Genomic DNA, 17,287 nt, shown 5'->3' with positions numbered 1-17,287 from the left:
CCGGTCTCACGCAATAAGAGACCGGTCTCTTTGAGAGATGAACGAGCCAGGAGGCATGATGACAGCCCCCGTGCGAGCCGCTTCCGCGGCGACCAACGATGTGAGGCCTGAAATTGCGGGCTCGACGCGAATGCCAAGAAGAACGTGCCAAGAAAAACAACCCTTCAGAGTGGAGAGAAGACATGAGCAGGATGGGAATTCTCAAGTCGTTGATGTCGCCGGTAAAGACCGGCGCAATGGCACTTATGGTTGTATGCATCGGAGCGGGTCTGGTTTCGCGCGCCGCCGCGGCGGATGACAATCCCTACGGCCTCATCGATGCGAAGGTCATCAGCGTCGGCACCATGGGAGACGCCAAGCCATACGCTTTCACCCAGGCGGATGGCACATTCACCGGGTTCGACCTTGAATTGTTTCGCAACGTCGCCGGCCGCCTGGGATTCAAACCCGACCAGGTGATCTTCACCGGTCAGGAATTCTCGGCGCTTATGCCCTCGGTTGCCAACGGGCGCTTCGATGTCGCGGTTGCCGCGATCGGCACGACGGATGCGCGCAAGAAGACTGTCGACTTTTCGGATGGCTATCTCGCAGGCTATCTCTCGGTGCTTACCGCCGACAAGGCCATGAAGTCGGCGGACGGGCTCAAGGGCAAGCGTCTTGGCGTCGTCCAGGGTACGCTGCAGGAATCTACGCAGCGAAGAATTTTGTCGGGACAGATCTCGTCAAGTTCCCCGACAACAACTCTGCCGTCTCCGCGCTGAACAACGGAACCGTCGACGCGCATTTCCTCGATTACGAGGCAGCCAAGGACTATGCGGTTCGCTATCCGGACTTGAAGATCGCGGTGAACATCCCCTCCTTCGACGCACCCGCGGGCTTCGTCCTGCGCAAGGGCAACGACAAGTTTCGCGAGGCATTGAACACCGCCCTGCATGCGGCGATGCAGGACGGCACCTGGAAGACGCTCTACGAGAAGTGGTTCCCCGGTTCCCCGATGCCTGACCAGTACCTCCCCCAGAAGTAACCGCGCACGCGGCCGCCGGTCGTGATGGCCGGCGGCTGCGGACACGCTTTCGCCCAGCTTTTGGCTGCGCGAACGGAGCAATGGAAAGGGGCCGAATGAATTGGCTTGAAAACCTGCGGCGCAGTTTCCTCGACTGGCAAGCCATGGCGGACGTGCTGCCAAGCATGATCACCATCGGGCTGAAGAACACCTTGATCCTTGCCGCTGCGTCCACGGTGATCGGAGTTGTCCTCGGCATGATCCTTGCTGTCATGGGCATCTCGCAATCGCGCTGGCTGCGCATCCCGGCCCGGGTCTATACCGATATTTTCCGGGGTCTTCCGGCGATCGTCACGATTCTGCTGATCGGCCAGGGCTTCGCCCGCATCGGCCGTGAAATCTTCGGGCCTTCGCCCTATCCGCTCGGCATTCTCGCCCTCAGCCTGATTGCCGGCGCCTACATCGGCGAAATCTTCCGCTCCGGCATCCAGAGCGTCGAGCGCGGACAGATGGAAGCCTGCAGGGCGCTCAGCATGAGCTACGGACAGGGCATGCGGCTGATCGTGGTCCCGCAAGGCATCCGCCGCGTCCTGCCGGCTCTGGTCAACCAGTTCATCGGCAACGTCAAGGATTCGAGCCTGGTCTACTTCCTAGGCCTGCTCGCGTCGGAGCGCGAGATTTTTCGTGTCGGCCAGGACCAGGCGGTGGTCACGGGAAACCTGTCGCCATTGCTCCTGGCTGGCGTGTTCTATCTCGTCATCACCGTGCCGTTGACCCACGTTGTCAACTACATCGACAACTCGCTGCGGGTCGGAAAGCAAAAGGCAGGCCTCGTCACCAGCGGCCTCGCCGAGGTGAGCGAACTGGAAAGCGCGATCGGCGGTCCATCTTCGCAGACCAGCCCCGACGGCAGCCCGGCGCTTCCCCGGTTCAAGGGCGGTAGTCTCGCCATCACCGATCTCGACATGGCCTATGGCGATCTCGATGTCCTCAAGGGGGTCAGCCTGACGGTCAAGCCGGGCACGGTCACATGCGTCATTGGTCCGTCGGGTTCAGGCAAGTCGACCCTGCTGCGCTGCCTCAACCGCCTGGTCGAGCCCAAGGGCGGCGACGTGCTGCTCGATGGCGCGAGCATCCTGGCGATGAAGCCCGAAAAATTGCGCCGGCGTGTCGGCATGGTGTTCCAGCAGTTCAACCTGTTTCCCGACCACACAGCCCTGGAAAACGTCATGCTGTCCCTGACCAAGGTCAAGGGCATTCCGGTGCCGGAGGCCGAGCGCATCGCCGAGGCGCGCCTGGCCGATGTTGGCCTTGCCGCCCGCAAACACCATCGTCCCGGGAGCCTTTCCGGCGGCCAGCAGCAGCGTGTGGCAATCGCCCGTGCGCTTGCCATGGACCCGGAGGTCATCCTGTTCGACGAGGTGACCAGCGCTCTCGATCCCGAACTGGTGAAAGGCGTCCTCAACCTGATGGCGGACCTCGGCCGCCGCGGCATGACGATGGTCGTCGTGACCCATGAAATGGGCTTTGCCCGCAAGGTCGCCGATCAGGTCGTCTTCATGGATGAAGGCCGCGTCATCGAGGCCGGCACGCCCGCTGCGATCTTCGACACTCCGAAAAGCGCGCGTCTGAAGCACTTCCTAGACGAAGTGCTTTGATCGCACCACCGCATGGCCCAATCCAACCTCCACACAGTGAAAGAACATCCCATGGCTACATCACATTCGGTCGCAAAGGTCGTTGTTGTCGGGGGCGGTATCTTCGGCGTCTCTTCGGCCGTTCATCTTACACGGCTCGGCATCGAAACTGTCCTGGTCAATGACGGGCCGCTTGCCAAGGGAGCTTCAGGCCGCTCGCTCGCCTGGCTCAATTCCGCCCGCAAGCGGTCAGCTGAATACCATCGCCTGCGCATGATCGGTATCGATCGCTATCGGACGTTGTCGGCGAGATATCCGGATGCTGCCTGGCTGCGTTTCGACGGCGGCCTGACATGGGATGCGGACAGCGCCTCAAACGAGATCGCGGATGTCTTCGCATATGAGAAAATTCTTGGCTATGACGCGCAGCATCTGTCCGCGGGCGCCATAGCGTCGGTCACCCCGGGTATCGCTGCAGATGCTGTCACGCCCCAGGGCGCGATCTTCAATCCGGGCGAAGGTTGGGTCGACCTGCCGTCGCTGATCGACCTACTGGTTGCGGAATTCACGGAGCGCGGCGGACAGCTGGTCACCGATGCCGGAAGCGCGGCGGTCACGGTCGTCGACGGCCGCGCCACCGGCGTCACCACGACAAGCGGCATCAGCTTCGCCGCCGACGCGGTGCTGTTGGCGACCGGCGGTGCTGTGCCGCGAATGGTCGCGGACTCCGACCGACATATTGCCGACGGGACGCCGATCGCGCTGCTGGTCAGGACCAAGCCGCTGCACTTGCCCCTTCGGGCCGTGCTCAACACGCCGCGTGTCGCCATCCGCCCGACGCCGGACGGAGCCCTTGCGCTCGATTCCGCCTGGTCGGAAGAAGAAGTGGTCGTCAATTCGGACGGTACTTATGGCGTGAAGGATTCGACCCTTCAGGGGCTTCTCGACGAAGCCTCGAAAGTTCTCGAGGGCCATCCGAAGCTGGAGCTGGAAAACTATGGCGTCGGCCCCAAGCCGATCCCCGCGGACGGCGATCCGGTATTCGGCCAATTGAAGGACATCAAGGGATATTACGTAGCCTTCAGCCACAGCGGCGCAACGCTTGGCCTGATCGCCGGCGAGCTGCTCGCCGGCGAGATCGCCACCGGAAAGGAGCACCCGCTCCTTGCAAACTTTCGGCCGGCTCGGTTTTCTTGAGGGTCGTTGCAAATCTGAACCGCGTCACGCCACCCTCCCCGCAAAACTTCGCATCAGCCCCTTCGGCAGGAACAGCATCGCCAGGATGATCGTCAGGCCCGAGATCACCGGGTGATAGTCCGGCACCACGATCCGCGCGAGGTCGAACACGGCGTACATCACGAAGGCGCCGAGGATCGGGCCGAGCAGCGTGCCGGTGCCGCCGACCACGGTCATCATCAGCGGCAGCAGCATCCAGTCGAGGGCGAACACTGAGTCCGGGCCGACATGGAAGATGTAGTAGGTGTAGAGGCTGCCCGCGATGCCGGCGATGAAGGCGCTGCCGGCGAAGGCGGCGACCTTGACCCTGAGCGTGTCGATGCCGTTGGCCGACGCCGCCATCTCGTCGTCGCGCACGGCGATCAGCGCCAGCCCGTAGCGCGAGCGCATCAAGAAGCGGACGGCAAGTGCCGTGCCGACCATCAGGCCGAGCCCGACCAGATAGTGCGGCAAGAGCGTGTCGAAGGTGCCGGCAGGCGCCACCACGCCGAAGGCGCCGCCGGTGAAGTCGCCGCCATTGATGAACATCACCTTGACGATCTCGCCGAAGCCGAGCGTGCCCAGCGCGAAATAGTCGCCGCGCAGCTTGGACAAAAGCGGCAGGCCGATGATGATGGCGGCAACAGCCGCCACCAGTCCGCCCAGCACCATCGTCAGCGGGTCGAAATAGTAGATGCGCGGGTAGGCGTCATAGAGCGAGCCCCAGAGATAGTTGCCGCTCCACAGGATCGCGGTGGTGTAGGCGCCGAGCCCGAAGAAGGCATGGTTGCCCAGGCTGATCTGACCGCCGAAGCCGGCAACCAGGTTCCACCCCTGCGCCATGATGGCGTAGATGAAGACGAAGAACAGGAACGAGAAGGCGTAACTGTCGATCGCACCGGGCAGCAGCGGCACCAGGGCGAGTGCCACGACGACGGCAATGGCAATCCCCGCCTTGGCTTGCTTGTTCCAGGCTTGCTTCAACATGGTGCTCAAGCCTTCTTGTAGGGCCGGCTGAACAGGCCTTCCGGCTTGAACATCAGCACCGCCAGGAACACGCCGTAGGCAATCGCGTTGGTCCAGCCGCCCGAGATGAAATACTGCACATAGGCCTCGATGAGGCCGAGCAGGATGCCGCCGGCGAGCGCACCGGCGACATTGCCGATGCCGCCCAGCGCCAGCGCCACCAGCGCCTTCAGGCTGAAGATGAACCCGGCGAACGGGTTGAATGGAAATGTGGTCGCCACCGCGACGCCGGCCGCTCCCGCCAGCGCGATGCCGATGGCAAAGGCGATCGCATTGACGCGATGCGGGCTGATGCCCATCAGCGTCGCCGCTTCCATGTCTTCGGACGCCGCGCGCACCGCCTTGCCGACCAGCGTCTTGCGCAGGAACAACACCACCAGCCCGGTGCCGGCGAGTGCGATCAGGAAGCCCATGGAGCGGGTGAAGGAGGTGCGCACGCCCAATATCTCGATACCGCTCGCCGTGTAGGAGGTGACGATCGCTGCGGTATTGCCGCCCCACACCACCGTCATCAGGTTCTGGATCAGGAACATCAGGCCGACCGCGATCAGGAGCGAGATGTTGCGGTCCTCCGCGGCGGCTGCCTTGCGGAACAGGCCTTGGTAGATCAGCCAGCCGACGACGAGCCCGACCGGAACGACGATCAGCAGCGACAGGAACGGGTCGATGCCCAGCCCGTAGAACAGCGCCCGCACGAAATAGGCGGCCAGGATGATCATCGCGCCCTGCGCCAGGAAGATCAGCCGCATGGTGCCGAAGATGAGGCTCAAGCCAACGGCGGCGACGCCATACATGGCGCCGCCCAGCGCGCCGTTGAGCGACAGTTGCAGCAGGATGTCGGGAGGCGGAATGTTGAACGTCATCACTACTCCAACACGCCCATATAGGCCTTCTGGATTTCGGGATCGGCAAGCAGCTCGGTGCCCGTGCCTTGCATGGCGAGCTCACCGGTCTTCAGCACGAAGGCATAGTCGGCCACCTTCAGCGCCTGGTGGATGTTCTGCTCGACGAGCAGGATGGTGACGCCTTGGCTGTGCAAGGTCCCGATCAGCGCAAACATCTGCTGCACCACGATCGGGCTGAGACCCAGCGACGGCTCGTCGAGGATGAGCAGCGATGGATCCGACATGGTGGCGCGAGCGATCGCCAGCATCTGCTGCTCGCCGCCCGAAAGCGAACCGGCCTTCTGCCCTGCCCGCTCCTTCAGTCGTGGAAACAGCGCATAGGCCTTTTCCAAAGATTGCTTGAAGCGCTTCCGCACCTTGGGCTGGAAGGAACCGAGTTCGAGGTTCTCCAGCACCGTCATCTGCCGGAACAGGCCACGCCCTTCCGGCACATGCGCAATGCCCATGCCGGCGATCTCCTCCGGCGCCTTGCCGGCCAGCGGCGCGCCGGCGAGGAAGATCTCGCCGCGCTTCGGCTTGAGCAGGCCGGAGATGGTCTTCAGCAGCGTCGTCTTGCCGGCGCCATTGGCCCCGACAATGGCGACGATCGTGCCGGGGTCGACATGGATCGACACGCCCCACAGCGCGCCGACATCACCATAGGCGACTTCCAGATTATTCACTTCAAGCAGCCGGTTCGCCAAGATAGGCCTCTATCACTTTGCGGTTGGCGACGATCTCGCGTGGCGTGCCGTCGGCGATCTTCTCGCCATGGTCGAGCACGATCACCCGGCTGCACACTTTCATGATGGCATCCACCTTGTGCTCTACCCATAGGATCGACACGCCACGCTCGTTGCGCACGCGGCGGATGACATCGACCATGCGCTGGATCTCGGTCGGGTTCAGCCCCGCCATCGGCTCGTCGAGCAGGAGCAGCGCCGGGCTGGACGCGACTGCCCGCGCGATCTCCAGCAGCCGCCGGTCGGACAATGTCATATGCGCGGTCCGGACATCGCGTTTCGCGGTCAGGCCGACCAGTTCCAGCGCTTCCTCGGCCGCGGCAGTGGCGTGCCTGACGCGCCCGCCACCGCCATAGACCGCGCCGACCATGATGTTCTCGAACGCCGTCATGGTCAGGAAGGTGCGCACCAGCTGGAAGGTGCGCGCGATGCCGAGCCGGCAGATGCGATGCGGTGCCGTGCCGGTGATGTCGCGCCCACGAAACCGGATACGCCCTTGTGTCGGCGTGTAGAGCGCGGTGATGAGGTTGAACAGCGTCGACTTGCCGGCGCCATTGGGACCGATCAGCCCGATCAGCTCGTTGGCGCCGACGGCGATGTCGATGTTGTTGAGCACGACGAGCCCGCCGAACCGCTTCTGTACCGCCTCGAGGCGAAGCAAGGTTTCGTCGGATTGCATCGTGTTTCCGTTCTCCAGTCTGTCGTCAAGGATGCTGGGGCGGACACAGAAGCCGCGCCCGCCCCATTCCGCCGCACCGATTGCTCAGCGCTTGTCCCAGGCCGGTGCCGGCTTGTAGGTCCAGTTGCCGTCCGGGTAGATCAGCTGGTGCTTGCCTTGCCACCATTGCGTGGCGACGCTGGGGATCAGGGCAAAGCCGGTCTGGTCGAATTTGAGATCGCCGACCACCGTGTCCTTGAATTCCTGGTTGAAGATCGCCTCATGCAGCGCGTCGGCGTCGGTGGAACCCGCCTTCTCGATCGCCTGCGCCAGCACTTGCGCGTTGGCATAGAAGGCGCCGACGGTGACGGAGTCTTTCTTGAACTCGGCCTCGTAGCGGTCGCCGAGCTCCTTGGCGCCCTTGTAAGGATAGCTCGCCGACCAGAAGCCGTCGGTCAGGATGTAATCGGAATCCGGCCCGAGCGCTTCGTGGAACTCGCCCGTCCAGGTGCCCTTCCAGCCATGCAGATAAGGCACGGAGAAGCCGAGCTCCTTCATCTGGCGCAGCAGCGTCACCGTGTCGGCCGGCGAACCGAACACCAGCATGGCGTCGACGTCTGCCGCCTTGAGCTTGGTGATCAACGCCGAATAGTCGGTGGCGCCGATCGCCCAGGGATCGTCGACCGCGAAAGTGTAGCCATACTTCTTGGCCGCCGCCTCGAAGGCGCCGCCAAAGCCCTTGCCGTCGGGCGAATCCTCGGTGACCAGCGCCGGGTTCTTCGGCTTCTCATTGGCCGGCAGCTTGTTCCAGATCTCGAACGGCACTTCGGCGCCCGGACCCGGGTGGAAGAAGAACAGCGCCGAATATTTGAGCTTCAACGGCTGCCATTCGAACGGGAAGGCCGTCGTGATCATGTAGAACTTCTTGTATTTTTCCGCGACGATGGCACCGGCGATGTTCATCGGCCCGGAATGGGTCGAGAGCAGCGCGTCGACCTTCTGCACCTTGATGAGGTTCTCCAGCGCCGATGCGACCTTGCCTTCCGAGCTTTCGTCGTCGGCGATGACGAGCCGCACCGGCAGTTTCTTGCCGGCCGACTTGACCATGATGCCGCCGGCCTTGTTGATGTCGGCCACCGCCTGCTCGTAGGCCCATTTCTGCTCCTTGCCGTCGCCAGCCAGCGGCCCGGTCAGGGAGATCGGCGCACCGATGACGATCTCGGTATCGCCGGCATTCGCCATACTGGTGCCGCCGGCCGCGAACACGGCCGACAGGGCCAGGCCCGCCAGCATTCTCTTCCCCGCCAGCATTGCCTTCAGACTGTTTCCCATTTCATCCTCCCAGGTTTTCATCGGGCGGGCGCGTCAGCGCGCCCGCCCGTATGTCTCAGGCTGTCGCTGCCGCGACCAGCCTGGTGTCGGTGAACTGCTCGAAACTCAGCACTTTGCCGTCCTCCATCTCCCAGACATGGACGACGCGCGCCGACATCGGCTTGCCGGTCTTCTTGTAGGTGCCCGAATAGGTGCCGATGCCGACGATGGTGGTGCCACCGTCGACCAGCTTTTCGAGCTTCAGATTGTAGCCGTCCCACTCCTCGCCGATGCGCTTGAAGACGCCCGCTATGATGGCGTCGGGGCCGACATAGGTGCCGGCATAGGGAAAGCCAGCCATTTCGGTCCAGGCGGTGCGGCCGGTGATCGGCGCCATCATCGCGGCCAAATCCATGGCGTCGGAGCCGGCGTAATGCGCCTTGATCGCTTCGTAGTTCTTGTTCATGGCGTTCTCCCGCGCGGTCAGACCGGCGCCTTGCCTTCGTCGTAGACGGTTCTGGATTTCTTCTCGATGTGAGCGCCGGCCGGCTTGTTCTCGACCTTGCCCTGGCTGGTCACGCCAAGGAATTTGCCGGTCGAGCGCATCGTGTCCCAATTGTAGAAGAACAGCGACGCGACTGGGATGATGAACTCGCGGAAACCGAACACATACTGGTTCTCGGCGAACTTCCAGGTCGTCGCCAGATCGACGTCGCCATGGCCGCGCTGCACGCCGACGAGGTTCTGCCAGGCATAGCGCTCGGCGCTCAGATAAATATGTTCGTAGACGTGGTTGGGACTGTAGGTGTAGTGCGCGGTGAGCCCGATCAGGTCCCGGGTCGGTGCCGGCACGATGCCGGTCGGCGCCACGCGGGGGTCGCCGAGCACACCGGCCGACCAGGTCTGCGCCACGCGTGGCTCGCCGGGCGCCTCGCCTGCTTCACGCACCCGTTCGCGCACCGACAGCACGCGGCGCGTACTGGTGTTGACGATGAGCGCCTCGTCCTCCGTCGGCCGGGCGGCGAAACTCATGTTGATGAAGAACACATCGGAGGCGACTTCGAGCGCCTCGTACCAGTCCGCGCCGGCTTCCGTGCCCTCGCTCCACGCCACCGTATCGGCTGACGTGAAGGCCAAGTCGATGGTGCGGCCGGTGTCGAGCGTGATCTTGAAGGTCTGCCCGCGCAACGCTGATGTCGTCGGCAGCCGGTTGGTGGCGATGCCGGCGGCGAAATCGTCGAAATGCTTCCAGTCGGCCGGCCTGTTCTGGTCGTTCATGGTGCTCCTCCACATCAATCGACAAAAGCTAACGTGGGCAGGTCGACGACGGTGGCGCCGCCATCGACCGTCAGGATCGACCCGTTCATCATCGCCGCCTCGTCGGAGGCGGCGAAGCAGATGACGTTGGACACCTCTTGCGGTGTCGCCGGCCGGCCGAGCGGCACGTCCTTCGTCACCAGCCGATAGGCCTCTTCGATCGAGCCAAGCCCGTGCTTTTCGACGATCATCTCCATCTGCTCGTCGGCCATGTCGGTCGACACCCAGCCCGGGCAGATGATGTTGGTGCGCACGCCCTTGCGGCCATAGTCGCGCGCCAGCGATTTGCCGAAGCCGATGCAGGCATGTTTCATGGTGACGTAGCCGGCCGCGTCCGGCCCGGCGAACAGGCCGGCGATAGAGGCGACGACGACGATGTTGCCTCGGCGCTCGATCAGGTCGGGCAGGCATTCGCGGGCGCAAACGAAAGCGGTGTCGAGATTGGTGCGTGTCGCCAGGCTCCAGGTTTCGTCACTCATCGAGATCGTCGGCCCGACGCCATGGCCGCCGGCATTGGCGACGAGTATGTCAACGGGCCCGACCTTGTCATGCACTTCGGCCAGAGCCGCGCGCACCGCCTTCGGATCGGCGGCGTCGCCCTGCACCACCAGCCCACCAATGTCCCTGGTCACGGCCTCCAGCGGCTCGCGCCGCCGGCCCATCAGCACCACCTTGGCGCCGTCGGCCGCCATGCGCCTGGCAACCGCCGCGCCGATGCCGGTGCCGCCGCCGGTAATGAAAGCCGTCTTTCCCGAAAATCGCATTGTTCCATCCCGATCGATGCTGTGCCGGCTGTGCGCCGATCTTCGCCAGGGATAGTGCGGCATCCGCCATTTCGCGTCTTGTCCGAGCGGGAACTTTGTTTTGACTGAGCGCGCACTTCTGCCGGGAAAGCACCGCGCGGCCTGTTGCGAGCCGCACGGCGCCCGTTCGCCAGCTACTTCTTGACCGCCTCGATGTCGATGACGATGTCGACATCCGGACCGAGACCGAAACCGGCGGCTGCCTTGGCCATCGGGAAGTCGGCGGTGCTGACTTTTCCGGTGGCGGTGAACGCGGCCTTGGTCAGCGTCGCGTCCCACGGCGCCGGCGCCTCGTTGACCAGCGTCACGTCGAGCGTGATCTCCTTGGAGACACCGCTGATGCTGAGATTGCCTGATACCTTGCCGGTCTTGTCGCCGACCTTTTCGACCTTGGTGCTTTCGAAGGAGATCGCCGGGAATTCGGCGGCGTTGAAGAAGTCGGGGCCTTTCAGATCGCTGTCGCGCTGATCATAGGCGGTGTGCACCGAGCCGACATCGATCTCGGCCTTGACGCTGCTTTTGGACGGATCGGCCTTGTCCATGACGATGGCGCCCTTTACGGCATCGAACTGTCCATGCGCGATGCCATAGATGCCGTGTTTGATGGTGAAGGTGACCCAGGCGTGCTGGCCGTCGATCTCATAAGTGTCGGCACGTGCTGCAGACGCGAATGCGCAGCAGGCAAAGGCCATGGCCGTCAGTTTTCCTATCGTCACGTATCTCTCCCCATTGTTGGTTGTCGTTCTTTGAATCCGGCTCAGGAAAAGCCGAGGGCGGCTCCATGCGGCGCCCACAGGACCGCCGTCAGGATGGCCAGCATCGCCGGTATGGCGATCAGCAGACCGGCAATCAGCGGCCGCAAGGGCCGGACGCCAGGAAGAAGGCCGCGCAGCGCGCCGGGCATCAGGGCGGCCAGGATTAGCGGTAAGGGCGAAAGCATGAGCGCCGCCGGGTTCGCCTTTGGCGCCAGCAGCGCCACCTGGATCAGCACCGTGGCGGCGGCGAAGATGAGGAGCAGCCCGTTGCCTTTGCTCCAGGCGACGGCGGTGCCGCCCCGCAACACCGCGATATGCTGGACAAGGCACCAGCCGCCGGCGAGCGCGGAAAGCGATCCCAGCAATTGCCCGGTGACGATCGAGGCGCCGAGCACCGAGATGATGGCGCCGGCCAGGCACAAAGCGAGCATCGCCGCTGGCACCAGGAACGGCTCCTCGACGGCAGGCGATGGCGAGACCTTCAGGGACATCAGCATCGCGCTGCCGACGATGGCCAGCAAGCCGGCGACGAGGGCGGCGACCATTTGCGGATCGAGCGAACCGCCGGCAATGCGGCGCCAGCCAAGCCACAGCAGGGCGGCCGCAAGGGCGATGGCGATCAGCACGCTCGTCATGGGGGCACTCAGCAGACGTTCGGGCAACAGGCCGACGACGATGCCGGCAAAAGCGAGATAGATCAGCTTCTGGCTGGCCGCGACCGGCGGCACCACAGGCGGGCCAAGCGTGTCCCAGTAGAAGAACAAGAGCAAGCCGGCCCACGGCAGCGAAAGCACCTGCGCCGGCAGTGCGATCTTTGCCAACAGCGCCATCACCATGCCGAGCACAAGCGGCAGCGCCGCCGTGGTGACCATCGGATTGCCAAGCAATGCGCTCAATTACTCTCCTCCGAGCCAGCCCCTCACCCAGCCATCGCTTTGCCCGACTCTCCTCTTCCCGAGGTGAGACGAGAGTTGCGACGTCGCCGCCTTCTCCCCCGCGGGGAAGAAGGCGGGATGAGGGAGCGGAGCGGCAAGACCGGGTTGGCGATGATCCGTTCTTCAATCTTGCCCGGCGAAGGACCGAGCGTCTTGTCCTAGCGGGAACTTTGTTTTGACTGAGAGCGCACTCGTGCTTTGGGAGGCTTGAAGCCGGCCGATGCGCTCCATAATCCTCGGCTGGGATGTTCATCAGCAATCGAGGAGGATGGCGTGAACGAGAGAACCCTGCCGCCGATCAGCCCTGCCGCCGCCGCTTTCCTGGCGCGTCCGCATCGGCCCTTCATCAATGGCCGCTTCGTCGATGGCCTCGCCGGTGACGGCCTCGCCGTCGACGATTCCGCCTCCGGCGAGATCGTCGCGCACGTGCCGGAAAGTGGCCCTGAACTGGTCGACCAGGCGGTGCGCGCGGCGCGGGCCGCGCTCGAAGGACCATGGGCATCGATGCGACCGGTCGACCGCCAGAATTTGATGTTGAAGCTCGCCGACGCCGTCGAGGCCGATGCCGACCTCCTTGCAGAGATCGAAAGCATCGAGAACGGCAAGTCGCTCGGCGTCGCCCGCATGCTGAGTGCGGCCGGCACCGTGGACTGGCTGCGCTATTATGCCGGCTGGGCAACCAAGATCGAAGGCTCGACCTTCCAGGTCTCCATCCCGGTACCGCCTGGCGCCAAACATCAGGCGATGACCGTGATGGAGCCGGTCGGCGTCGTCGGCGCCATCGTCCCGTGGAATTTCCCGCTGCTGATTGGCATGTGGAAGATCGCGCCGGCGCTGGCCTGCGGCTGTACCGTGGTGCTGAAGCCACCGCAGGAAACCCCGCTCGGCCTGCTCCGGCTCGCCGAGCTGATCGAGGCATCGGGCTTTCCGCCCGGTGTCGTCAACATCGTCACCGGCAGCGGCTCCGTCACCGGCGAAGCGCTGATCCGCCATCCCGGCATCGACAAGTTGACCTTCACCGGCTCGACGGAAGTGGGAAAACGCGTCGGCCATGCCGCCGTCGACCGCGTCGCCCGTTTCACGCTGGAACTCGGTTCGAAATCGCCGATGATCCTGCTTGCCGACATGGAGGAAGGCATCGAGCCTTTGGTCGCGGGCCTCGGCATGTTCTTCAACCAGGGCCAGGTCTGCACCTCGGCCTCACGGCTCCTGATCGAGAAGTCGATCTACGACCGCACGCTGGCGCGGCTGGCCGAGATCGCCGACGGCATGACGCTGGGCGCCGGCCGCGACGCCGATGCGCAAATCAACCCGCTGGTCTCGGCCAAGCACAAAAGAAGCGTCGAGGGGTTTGTCGAGCGTGGGCTGGCGGCCGGCGTCGAACGGGTCAGCGGCGCGCGGCCGGTCCCGGCCAGGGGCCATTATGTGGCGCCGACCATCCTGCACAATGTCCGACCGGACATGGAGATCGTGCGCGAGGAAGTGTTTGGGCCGGTGGTGGCGGCGATGCCGGTGGCCGATCTCGACGAGGCGATCCGCATCGCCAACGACACGCGCTACGGCCTGTCGGCCTCGATCTGGACCCGCGACATGGGCAAGGCGATGACCGCCATCCATGGCCTCAAGGCCGGCACGGTATGGGTCAATTCGCACAACACGCTCGACCCCAACGCACCCTTCGGCGGCTTCAAGCAGTCCGGCATAGGCCGCGAGCATGGCCGCGCCGCCATCGACGGCTATCTCGAGACCAAGACCGTCATCATGCGCTACGCCTGACATGAGCGGAGAGTACGACTACATCATCGCCGGCGCCGGCTCGGCCGGCTGCACGCTGGCCAACCGGCTGGTCAATGCGGGTAAGCGCGTGCTGATCGTCGAGGCCGGGCCTGCCGACAACACGCGGCTCATCGACATGCCCGCCACCTTCGCCAAGGTGATCGGCACGGCGCGCAGCTGGATCTACGAATCCGAGCCCGAGCCGAGCGTCGGCGGACGTCGGCTGCCGGTGCCGCAGGGCCGCACGCTGGGCGGCGGCTCTTCCATCAACGCCATGCTCTACATCAGGGGCCAGCCGCAGGATTACGATGGCTGGCGCGACCTTGGCTGCACCGGCTGGGGCTGGGACGAGGTGTTGCCGGTGTTCCGGCGGCTGGAGCGCAATGAGCGGCTGGCCGGCGAGCACCACGGCATCGAGGGCCCACTGCCCGTCTCCGATCCACGCCACCGCCATCCGCTGTCGTTGGCCTATGTGCAAGCCGCGCAACAGGCCGGTTATCGCTACAATGACGACTTCAACGGAGCGCAACAGGAAGGCGTCGGCTTCTACCAGACGACGACCACGAACGGCGAACGCCAGTCAGTGGCTAAAGTGTTTCTGAGGCCGTTGGCCGGCAACGCCAACCTCACCGTGGTCACCGACGCGCTGGTCACCGGCGTGACACTGGAAAACGGGGCGGCAAGCGGCCTCGCCTACACCACTTCGGACGGCCGCAACCATACAGCGACGGCAAGGGCCGAGGTGATCCTCACCGCCGGTGCGCTGGCGACGCCGAAGCTGATGATGCTGTCGGGACTGGGACCAGCCGAACATCTGGCCGGGCTCGGTATTCCCGTCATCCGCGACATGCCATCGGTCGGCCGCGACCTGCAGGATCATGTCGCGGCGCCCGTCTATGCATTGACACGTCGACCGATCTCGCTGCTCGGGCAGGATCGCGGCCTGAAGGCACTGCGCCACGGCATCCAGTACCTGCTATTTCGCAGCGGTCTGCTCACTTCCAACGTGGTCGAAAGCGGCGGCTTCTTCGACACTGACGGCGACGGCCGGCCCGATGTCCAGTTCCACGTCCTGCCAGTGATGATCGAAAGCGCCGAGCATGGTTCGATCGAGCGCCACGGCATGGAGCTCAACCCCTGTGTCCTCCGGCCAAAGTCGCGCGGCACGGTCGGCCTGCGCTCACGTGATGCCGCCGACCCGATCCGCTTCACCACCGGCTTCCTGTCCGATCCCCATGATCTCGCTCTGCTGCTCGCCGGCATGAAGATTGCCCGCAATATCCTGCGCCAGCCTGCCCTGCAGGCCGTGGTCGCCGGGGAACTGTCGCCGGGTGACGATGCGGATCTTTCCGACCAGGCGATAACGGACCACATCCTCGAACACGCCAAGACCGTCTATCACCCCTGCGGCACCTGCCGGATGGGCACCGACGACGGCGCGGTGGTCGATCCGCAATTGCGCGTGCGCGGCGTACCGCGCCTGCGCATCTGCGACGCCTCGATCATGCCGCGCCTGATCAGCGGCAACACCAACGCGCCCGTGATCATGATCGCCGACCGCTGCGCCGATTTCATCCTGGGCGGGTAAACGGCCGTTCACCTTGGCTTTTGCCGCCTGCGGCAGCACGCTCGAAAGCTGCACGCGCTCGCTGATCCGTTGATGGCCGCCAGCCTGCTGTCCGTGGTGCCGGTCCTGGTGCTATTCCTCGCCGCGCAGGTGAAAAGTAAGCTCCGGGCGCGCGCATCACCTATTCCGCTTTCATGTAAATGTCATAAAAATCAAATGGAAACCGGCATTCGGGTGAACTAGAAATATCGGGATGTCCTGGAGAGATCGTGATCGAAGCGGCGGCAAGCCGGCGCACCGTCGCCATGATCGGCGCCTTGCATCACCCGACGATGTCGCCGAGCTTGTCGCCACCGAAATCCACTTTGAAACCATTTCCCATCTTGAAAATCGCTTCCTTGCAAGAAACATCACATGTGGCTGAGTGACTTCGAAATTGTCCTGCGCGACCGCGTCGTTGCCAATGGCGCCGTCAGGATCGAAAACGGCCGGATTGCCGAAATCCGTGACGAGCCTGTCGAGAATGCCGACATCGAGGGTGGCGGCCGCCTGCTCCTGCCGGGCTTCATCGACATGCATGGCGACATGGTGGAGAAGGAAGTCGAGCCGCGCACCGGCGTCCACGTGCCGATGCGGATCGGCATTGCCGAGCTCGACAAGAAGCTCGCCTCCTGCGGCGTGACGACGGCCTATGCCGCGCTCTCCTTCATCGGCGCCAGCGTCACCAGCGGCGTGCTGCGCTCGGAAGATCATACGTCCGATATCATCGAGACTATCGCCGGGATGAAGGACGATCTGCTTGTCGACCATCGCATCCATGCCCGATTCGAGGTCACCTTCACGCCCGCGATCGCCATGCTGCAAAGGCTGATGGATGCAGGCAAGCTGCACCTCATCTCCTTGATGGACCACACGCCCGGACAGGGACAATACCGCGACGTCGAACTCTACATCGCCCGCATCGCCAAGGAGCGTGGCATGTCCGTTGCCATGGCCTCCGAGATCGTCGGACAGCGCATGGCCGGCCGCGAGGGCCAGGGCGATGTACTCAACGCGCTGCAGGATCTGTCGGCCCGCGCCCGCGCCTGCGGCATCGTGCTTGCCTCGCATGACGACGACACGCTGGAAAAGGTGGAACTGGTCCATGGCCTGGGCGCCGTGCTCAGCGAATTCCCGGTGACGCTCGAAGCGGCGCAGGAAGCCCGCCGGCTCGGCATGCACACCGCAATGGGCGCGCCCAACGCGCTGCGCGGAGTCTCCTATTCCGGCAATCTTTCCGCCCGGCGGGCCTATGAGGCGGGATTGCTCGACATGCTGGCCAGCGACTACCATCCAGCCTCGATCCTGCCGGCCGTGCTTGGTCTGGCACAGGTGCGCGACGGCGGCCTCGCGGCGGCGGCCGCGCTGACAAGCGCCAACCCGGCCGCGGCGCTCGGGCTCACCGATCGCGGCGCCATCGAGCCGGGGCTTCTGGCCGACCTGGTTGTTGCCGACCGCCAGCCGGTGGCACGTGTCCGCGCCACCTTCCGCGCCGGCCGCATGATCTACGGCGACGGCACGCTTGCGCCAGCCCTCAAGGCAGAACGTTTCGAAGAGGCCGCCACTGGCCGTTACCGGCTGGCCTGAGGCGCTTTTCCTGGAATTGCCTCAGAGCAGT

At 64.4% G+C, this 17,287-nt stretch carries 16 protein-coding genes and 1 pseudogene; 7 read left to right on the top strand and 10 right to left on the bottom strand.

What is annotated here, in order from left to right:
* Positions 1-236 precede the first annotated feature (236 nt).
* From MESOP_RS15245 to MESOP_RS15235, 3 genes and pseudogenes are all read left to right on the top strand, one after another.
* Positions 237-1,024: pseudogene (locus MESOP_RS15245) on the top strand (ABC transporter substrate-binding protein).
* Positions 1,025-1,119: 95 nt separating this feature from the next.
* On the top strand, positions 1,120-2,661 hold the full coding sequence (locus tag MESOP_RS36550) for an amino acid ABC transporter permease/ATP-binding protein (RefSeq protein ID WP_013894208.1): 1,542 nt from the start codon (positions 1,120-1,122) through the stop codon (positions 2,659-2,661).
* 51 nt (positions 2,662-2,712) lie between these two features.
* A complete protein-coding gene (locus MESOP_RS15235) occupies positions 2,713-3,837 on the top strand; it encodes an NAD(P)/FAD-dependent oxidoreductase (RefSeq protein ID WP_041164142.1) in 1,125 nt (374 codons plus the stop codon).
* A gap of 24 nt (positions 3,838-3,861) precedes the next feature.
* On the opposite strand, the gene MESOP_RS15230 is transcribed toward MESOP_RS15235, so the two are convergent.
* The 10 genes from MESOP_RS15230 to MESOP_RS35625 form a co-directional block, all read right to left on the bottom strand.
* The gene (locus MESOP_RS15230) at positions 3,862-4,842 is read right to left on the bottom strand and encodes a branched-chain amino acid ABC transporter permease (RefSeq protein ID WP_013894206.1); all 981 of its coding nucleotides are present in this window, start codon (positions 4,840-4,842) and stop codon (positions 3,862-3,864) included.
* A 5-nt stretch (positions 4,843-4,847) separates the two neighbouring features.
* Positions 4,848-5,744 (bottom strand): branched-chain amino acid ABC transporter permease, encoded by an 897-nt coding sequence (locus MESOP_RS15225; protein ID WP_013894205.1) that lies wholly within the window; start codon positions 5,742-5,744, stop codon positions 4,848-4,850.
* A 2-nt stretch (positions 5,745-5,746) separates the two neighbouring features.
* Complete coding sequence (locus tag MESOP_RS15220) at positions 5,747-6,448, bottom strand: ABC transporter ATP-binding protein (RefSeq protein ID WP_425339704.1); 702 nt, start codon at positions 6,446-6,448, stop codon at positions 5,747-5,749.
* A 1-nt stretch (position 6,449) separates the two neighbouring features.
* The gene (locus MESOP_RS15215; protein WP_013894203.1) at positions 6,450-7,187 is read right to left on the bottom strand and encodes an ABC transporter ATP-binding protein; all 738 of its coding nucleotides are present in this window, start codon (positions 7,185-7,187) and stop codon (positions 6,450-6,452) included.
* A gap of 84 nt (positions 7,188-7,271) precedes the next feature.
* The gene (locus MESOP_RS15210; protein WP_013894202.1) at positions 7,272-8,498 is read right to left on the bottom strand and encodes an amino acid ABC transporter substrate-binding protein; all 1,227 of its coding nucleotides are present in this window, start codon (positions 8,496-8,498) and stop codon (positions 7,272-7,274) included.
* A 55-nt stretch (positions 8,499-8,553) separates the two neighbouring features.
* Positions 8,554-8,943: a nuclear transport factor 2 family protein gene (locus MESOP_RS15205; RefSeq protein ID WP_013894201.1), complete on the bottom strand. Its 390-nt coding sequence runs from the start codon at positions 8,941-8,943 to the stop codon at positions 8,554-8,556.
* Between the two features lie 17 nt (positions 8,944-8,960).
* Positions 8,961-9,755 (bottom strand): MoaF C-terminal domain-containing protein, encoded by a 795-nt coding sequence (locus MESOP_RS15200; RefSeq protein ID WP_013894200.1) that lies wholly within the window; start codon positions 9,753-9,755, stop codon positions 8,961-8,963.
* A gap of 14 nt (positions 9,756-9,769) precedes the next feature.
* A complete protein-coding gene (locus tag MESOP_RS15195) occupies positions 9,770-10,558 on the bottom strand; it encodes an SDR family NAD(P)-dependent oxidoreductase (RefSeq protein ID WP_013894199.1) in 789 nt (262 codons plus the stop codon).
* A gap of 173 nt (positions 10,559-10,731) precedes the next feature.
* The gene (locus MESOP_RS35630) at positions 10,732-11,313 is read right to left on the bottom strand and encodes a YceI family protein (protein ID WP_013894198.1); all 582 of its coding nucleotides are present in this window, start codon (positions 11,311-11,313) and stop codon (positions 10,732-10,734) included.
* Positions 11,314-11,354: 41 nt separating this feature from the next.
* Entirely contained in the window at positions 11,355-12,248 is an 894-nt protein-coding gene (locus tag MESOP_RS35625; RefSeq protein WP_013894197.1) for a hypothetical protein, read from the bottom strand.
* A gap of 312 nt (positions 12,249-12,560) precedes the next feature.
* On the opposite strand from MESOP_RS35625, the gene MESOP_RS15180 reads away from it, so the two are divergent.
* From MESOP_RS15180 to MESOP_RS15170, 4 genes are all read left to right on the top strand, one after another.
* A complete protein-coding gene (locus MESOP_RS15180) occupies positions 12,561-14,063 on the top strand; it encodes an aldehyde dehydrogenase family protein (RefSeq protein ID WP_013894196.1) in 1,503 nt (500 codons plus the stop codon).
* 1 nt (position 14,064) lies between these two features.
* Positions 14,065-15,651 (top strand): GMC family oxidoreductase, encoded by a 1,587-nt coding sequence (locus tag MESOP_RS15175; protein ID WP_013894195.1) that lies wholly within the window; start codon positions 14,065-14,067, stop codon positions 15,649-15,651.
* A 248-nt stretch (positions 15,652-15,899) separates the two neighbouring features.
* Positions 15,900-16,058 carry a hypothetical protein gene (locus MESOP_RS35620; RefSeq protein WP_167313556.1) on the top strand — a complete coding sequence of 53 codons (159 nt, stop codon included), beginning with the start codon at positions 15,900-15,902 and terminating at the stop codon, positions 16,056-16,058.
* Complete coding sequence (locus MESOP_RS15170; RefSeq protein ID WP_013894194.1) at positions 16,045-17,256, top strand: alpha-D-ribose 1-methylphosphonate 5-triphosphate diphosphatase; 1,212 nt, start codon at positions 16,045-16,047, stop codon at positions 17,254-17,256. Before MESOP_RS35620 ends, MESOP_RS15170 begins: the two co-directional genes overlap by 14 nt.
* Positions 17,257-17,287 lie beyond the last annotated feature (31 nt).

Origin of the sequence: Mesorhizobium opportunistum WSM2075 (genome assembly GCF_000176035.2) — a bacterium.
GTDB classification, from domain to species: Bacteria; Pseudomonadota; Alphaproteobacteria; order Rhizobiales; family Rhizobiaceae; genus Mesorhizobium; species Mesorhizobium opportunistum.
The sequence above is the reverse complement of the archived record's forward strand: the minus strand, read 5'-3'. Positions and strand labels throughout refer to the sequence as shown.

Excerpts from the sequence above, each read along its gene's own strand:
- MESOP_RS15170 (WP_013894194.1), top strand. The coding sequence starts at position 16,045 with ATGTGGCTGAGTGACTTCGAAATTGTCCTGCGCGACCGCGTCGTTGCC.
- MESOP_RS36550 (WP_013894208.1), top strand. The coding sequence starts at position 1,120 with ATGAATTGGCTTGAAAACCTGCGGCGCAGTTTCCTCGACTGGCAAGCC.
- MESOP_RS15215 (WP_013894203.1), bottom strand. The coding sequence starts at position 7,187 with ATGCAATCCGACGAAACCTTGCTTCGCCTCGAGGCGGTACAGAAGCGG.
- MESOP_RS15235 (WP_041164142.1), top strand. The coding sequence starts at position 2,713 with ATGGCTACATCACATTCGGTCGCAAAGGTCGTTGTTGTCGGGGGCGGT.
- MESOP_RS15210 (WP_013894202.1), bottom strand. The coding sequence starts at position 8,498 with ATGGGAAACAGTCTGAAGGCAATGCTGGCGGGGAAGAGAATGCTGGCG.
- MESOP_RS15205 (WP_013894201.1), bottom strand. The coding sequence starts at position 8,943 with ATGAACAAGAACTACGAAGCGATCAAGGCGCATTACGCCGGCTCCGAC.
- MESOP_RS15225 (WP_013894205.1), bottom strand. The coding sequence starts at position 5,744 with ATGACGTTCAACATTCCGCCTCCCGACATCCTGCTGCAACTGTCGCTC.
- MESOP_RS15200 (WP_013894200.1), bottom strand. The coding sequence starts at position 9,755 with ATGAACGACCAGAACAGGCCGGCCGACTGGAAGCATTTCGACGATTTC.
- MESOP_RS15175 (WP_013894195.1), top strand. The coding sequence starts at position 14,065 with ATGAGCGGAGAGTACGACTACATCATCGCCGGCGCCGGCTCGGCCGGC.
- MESOP_RS15230 (WP_013894206.1), bottom strand. The coding sequence starts at position 4,842 with ATGTTGAAGCAAGCCTGGAACAAGCAAGCCAAGGCGGGGATTGCCATT.
- MESOP_RS15195 (WP_013894199.1), bottom strand. The coding sequence starts at position 10,558 with ATGCGATTTTCGGGAAAGACGGCTTTCATTACCGGCGGCGGCACCGGC.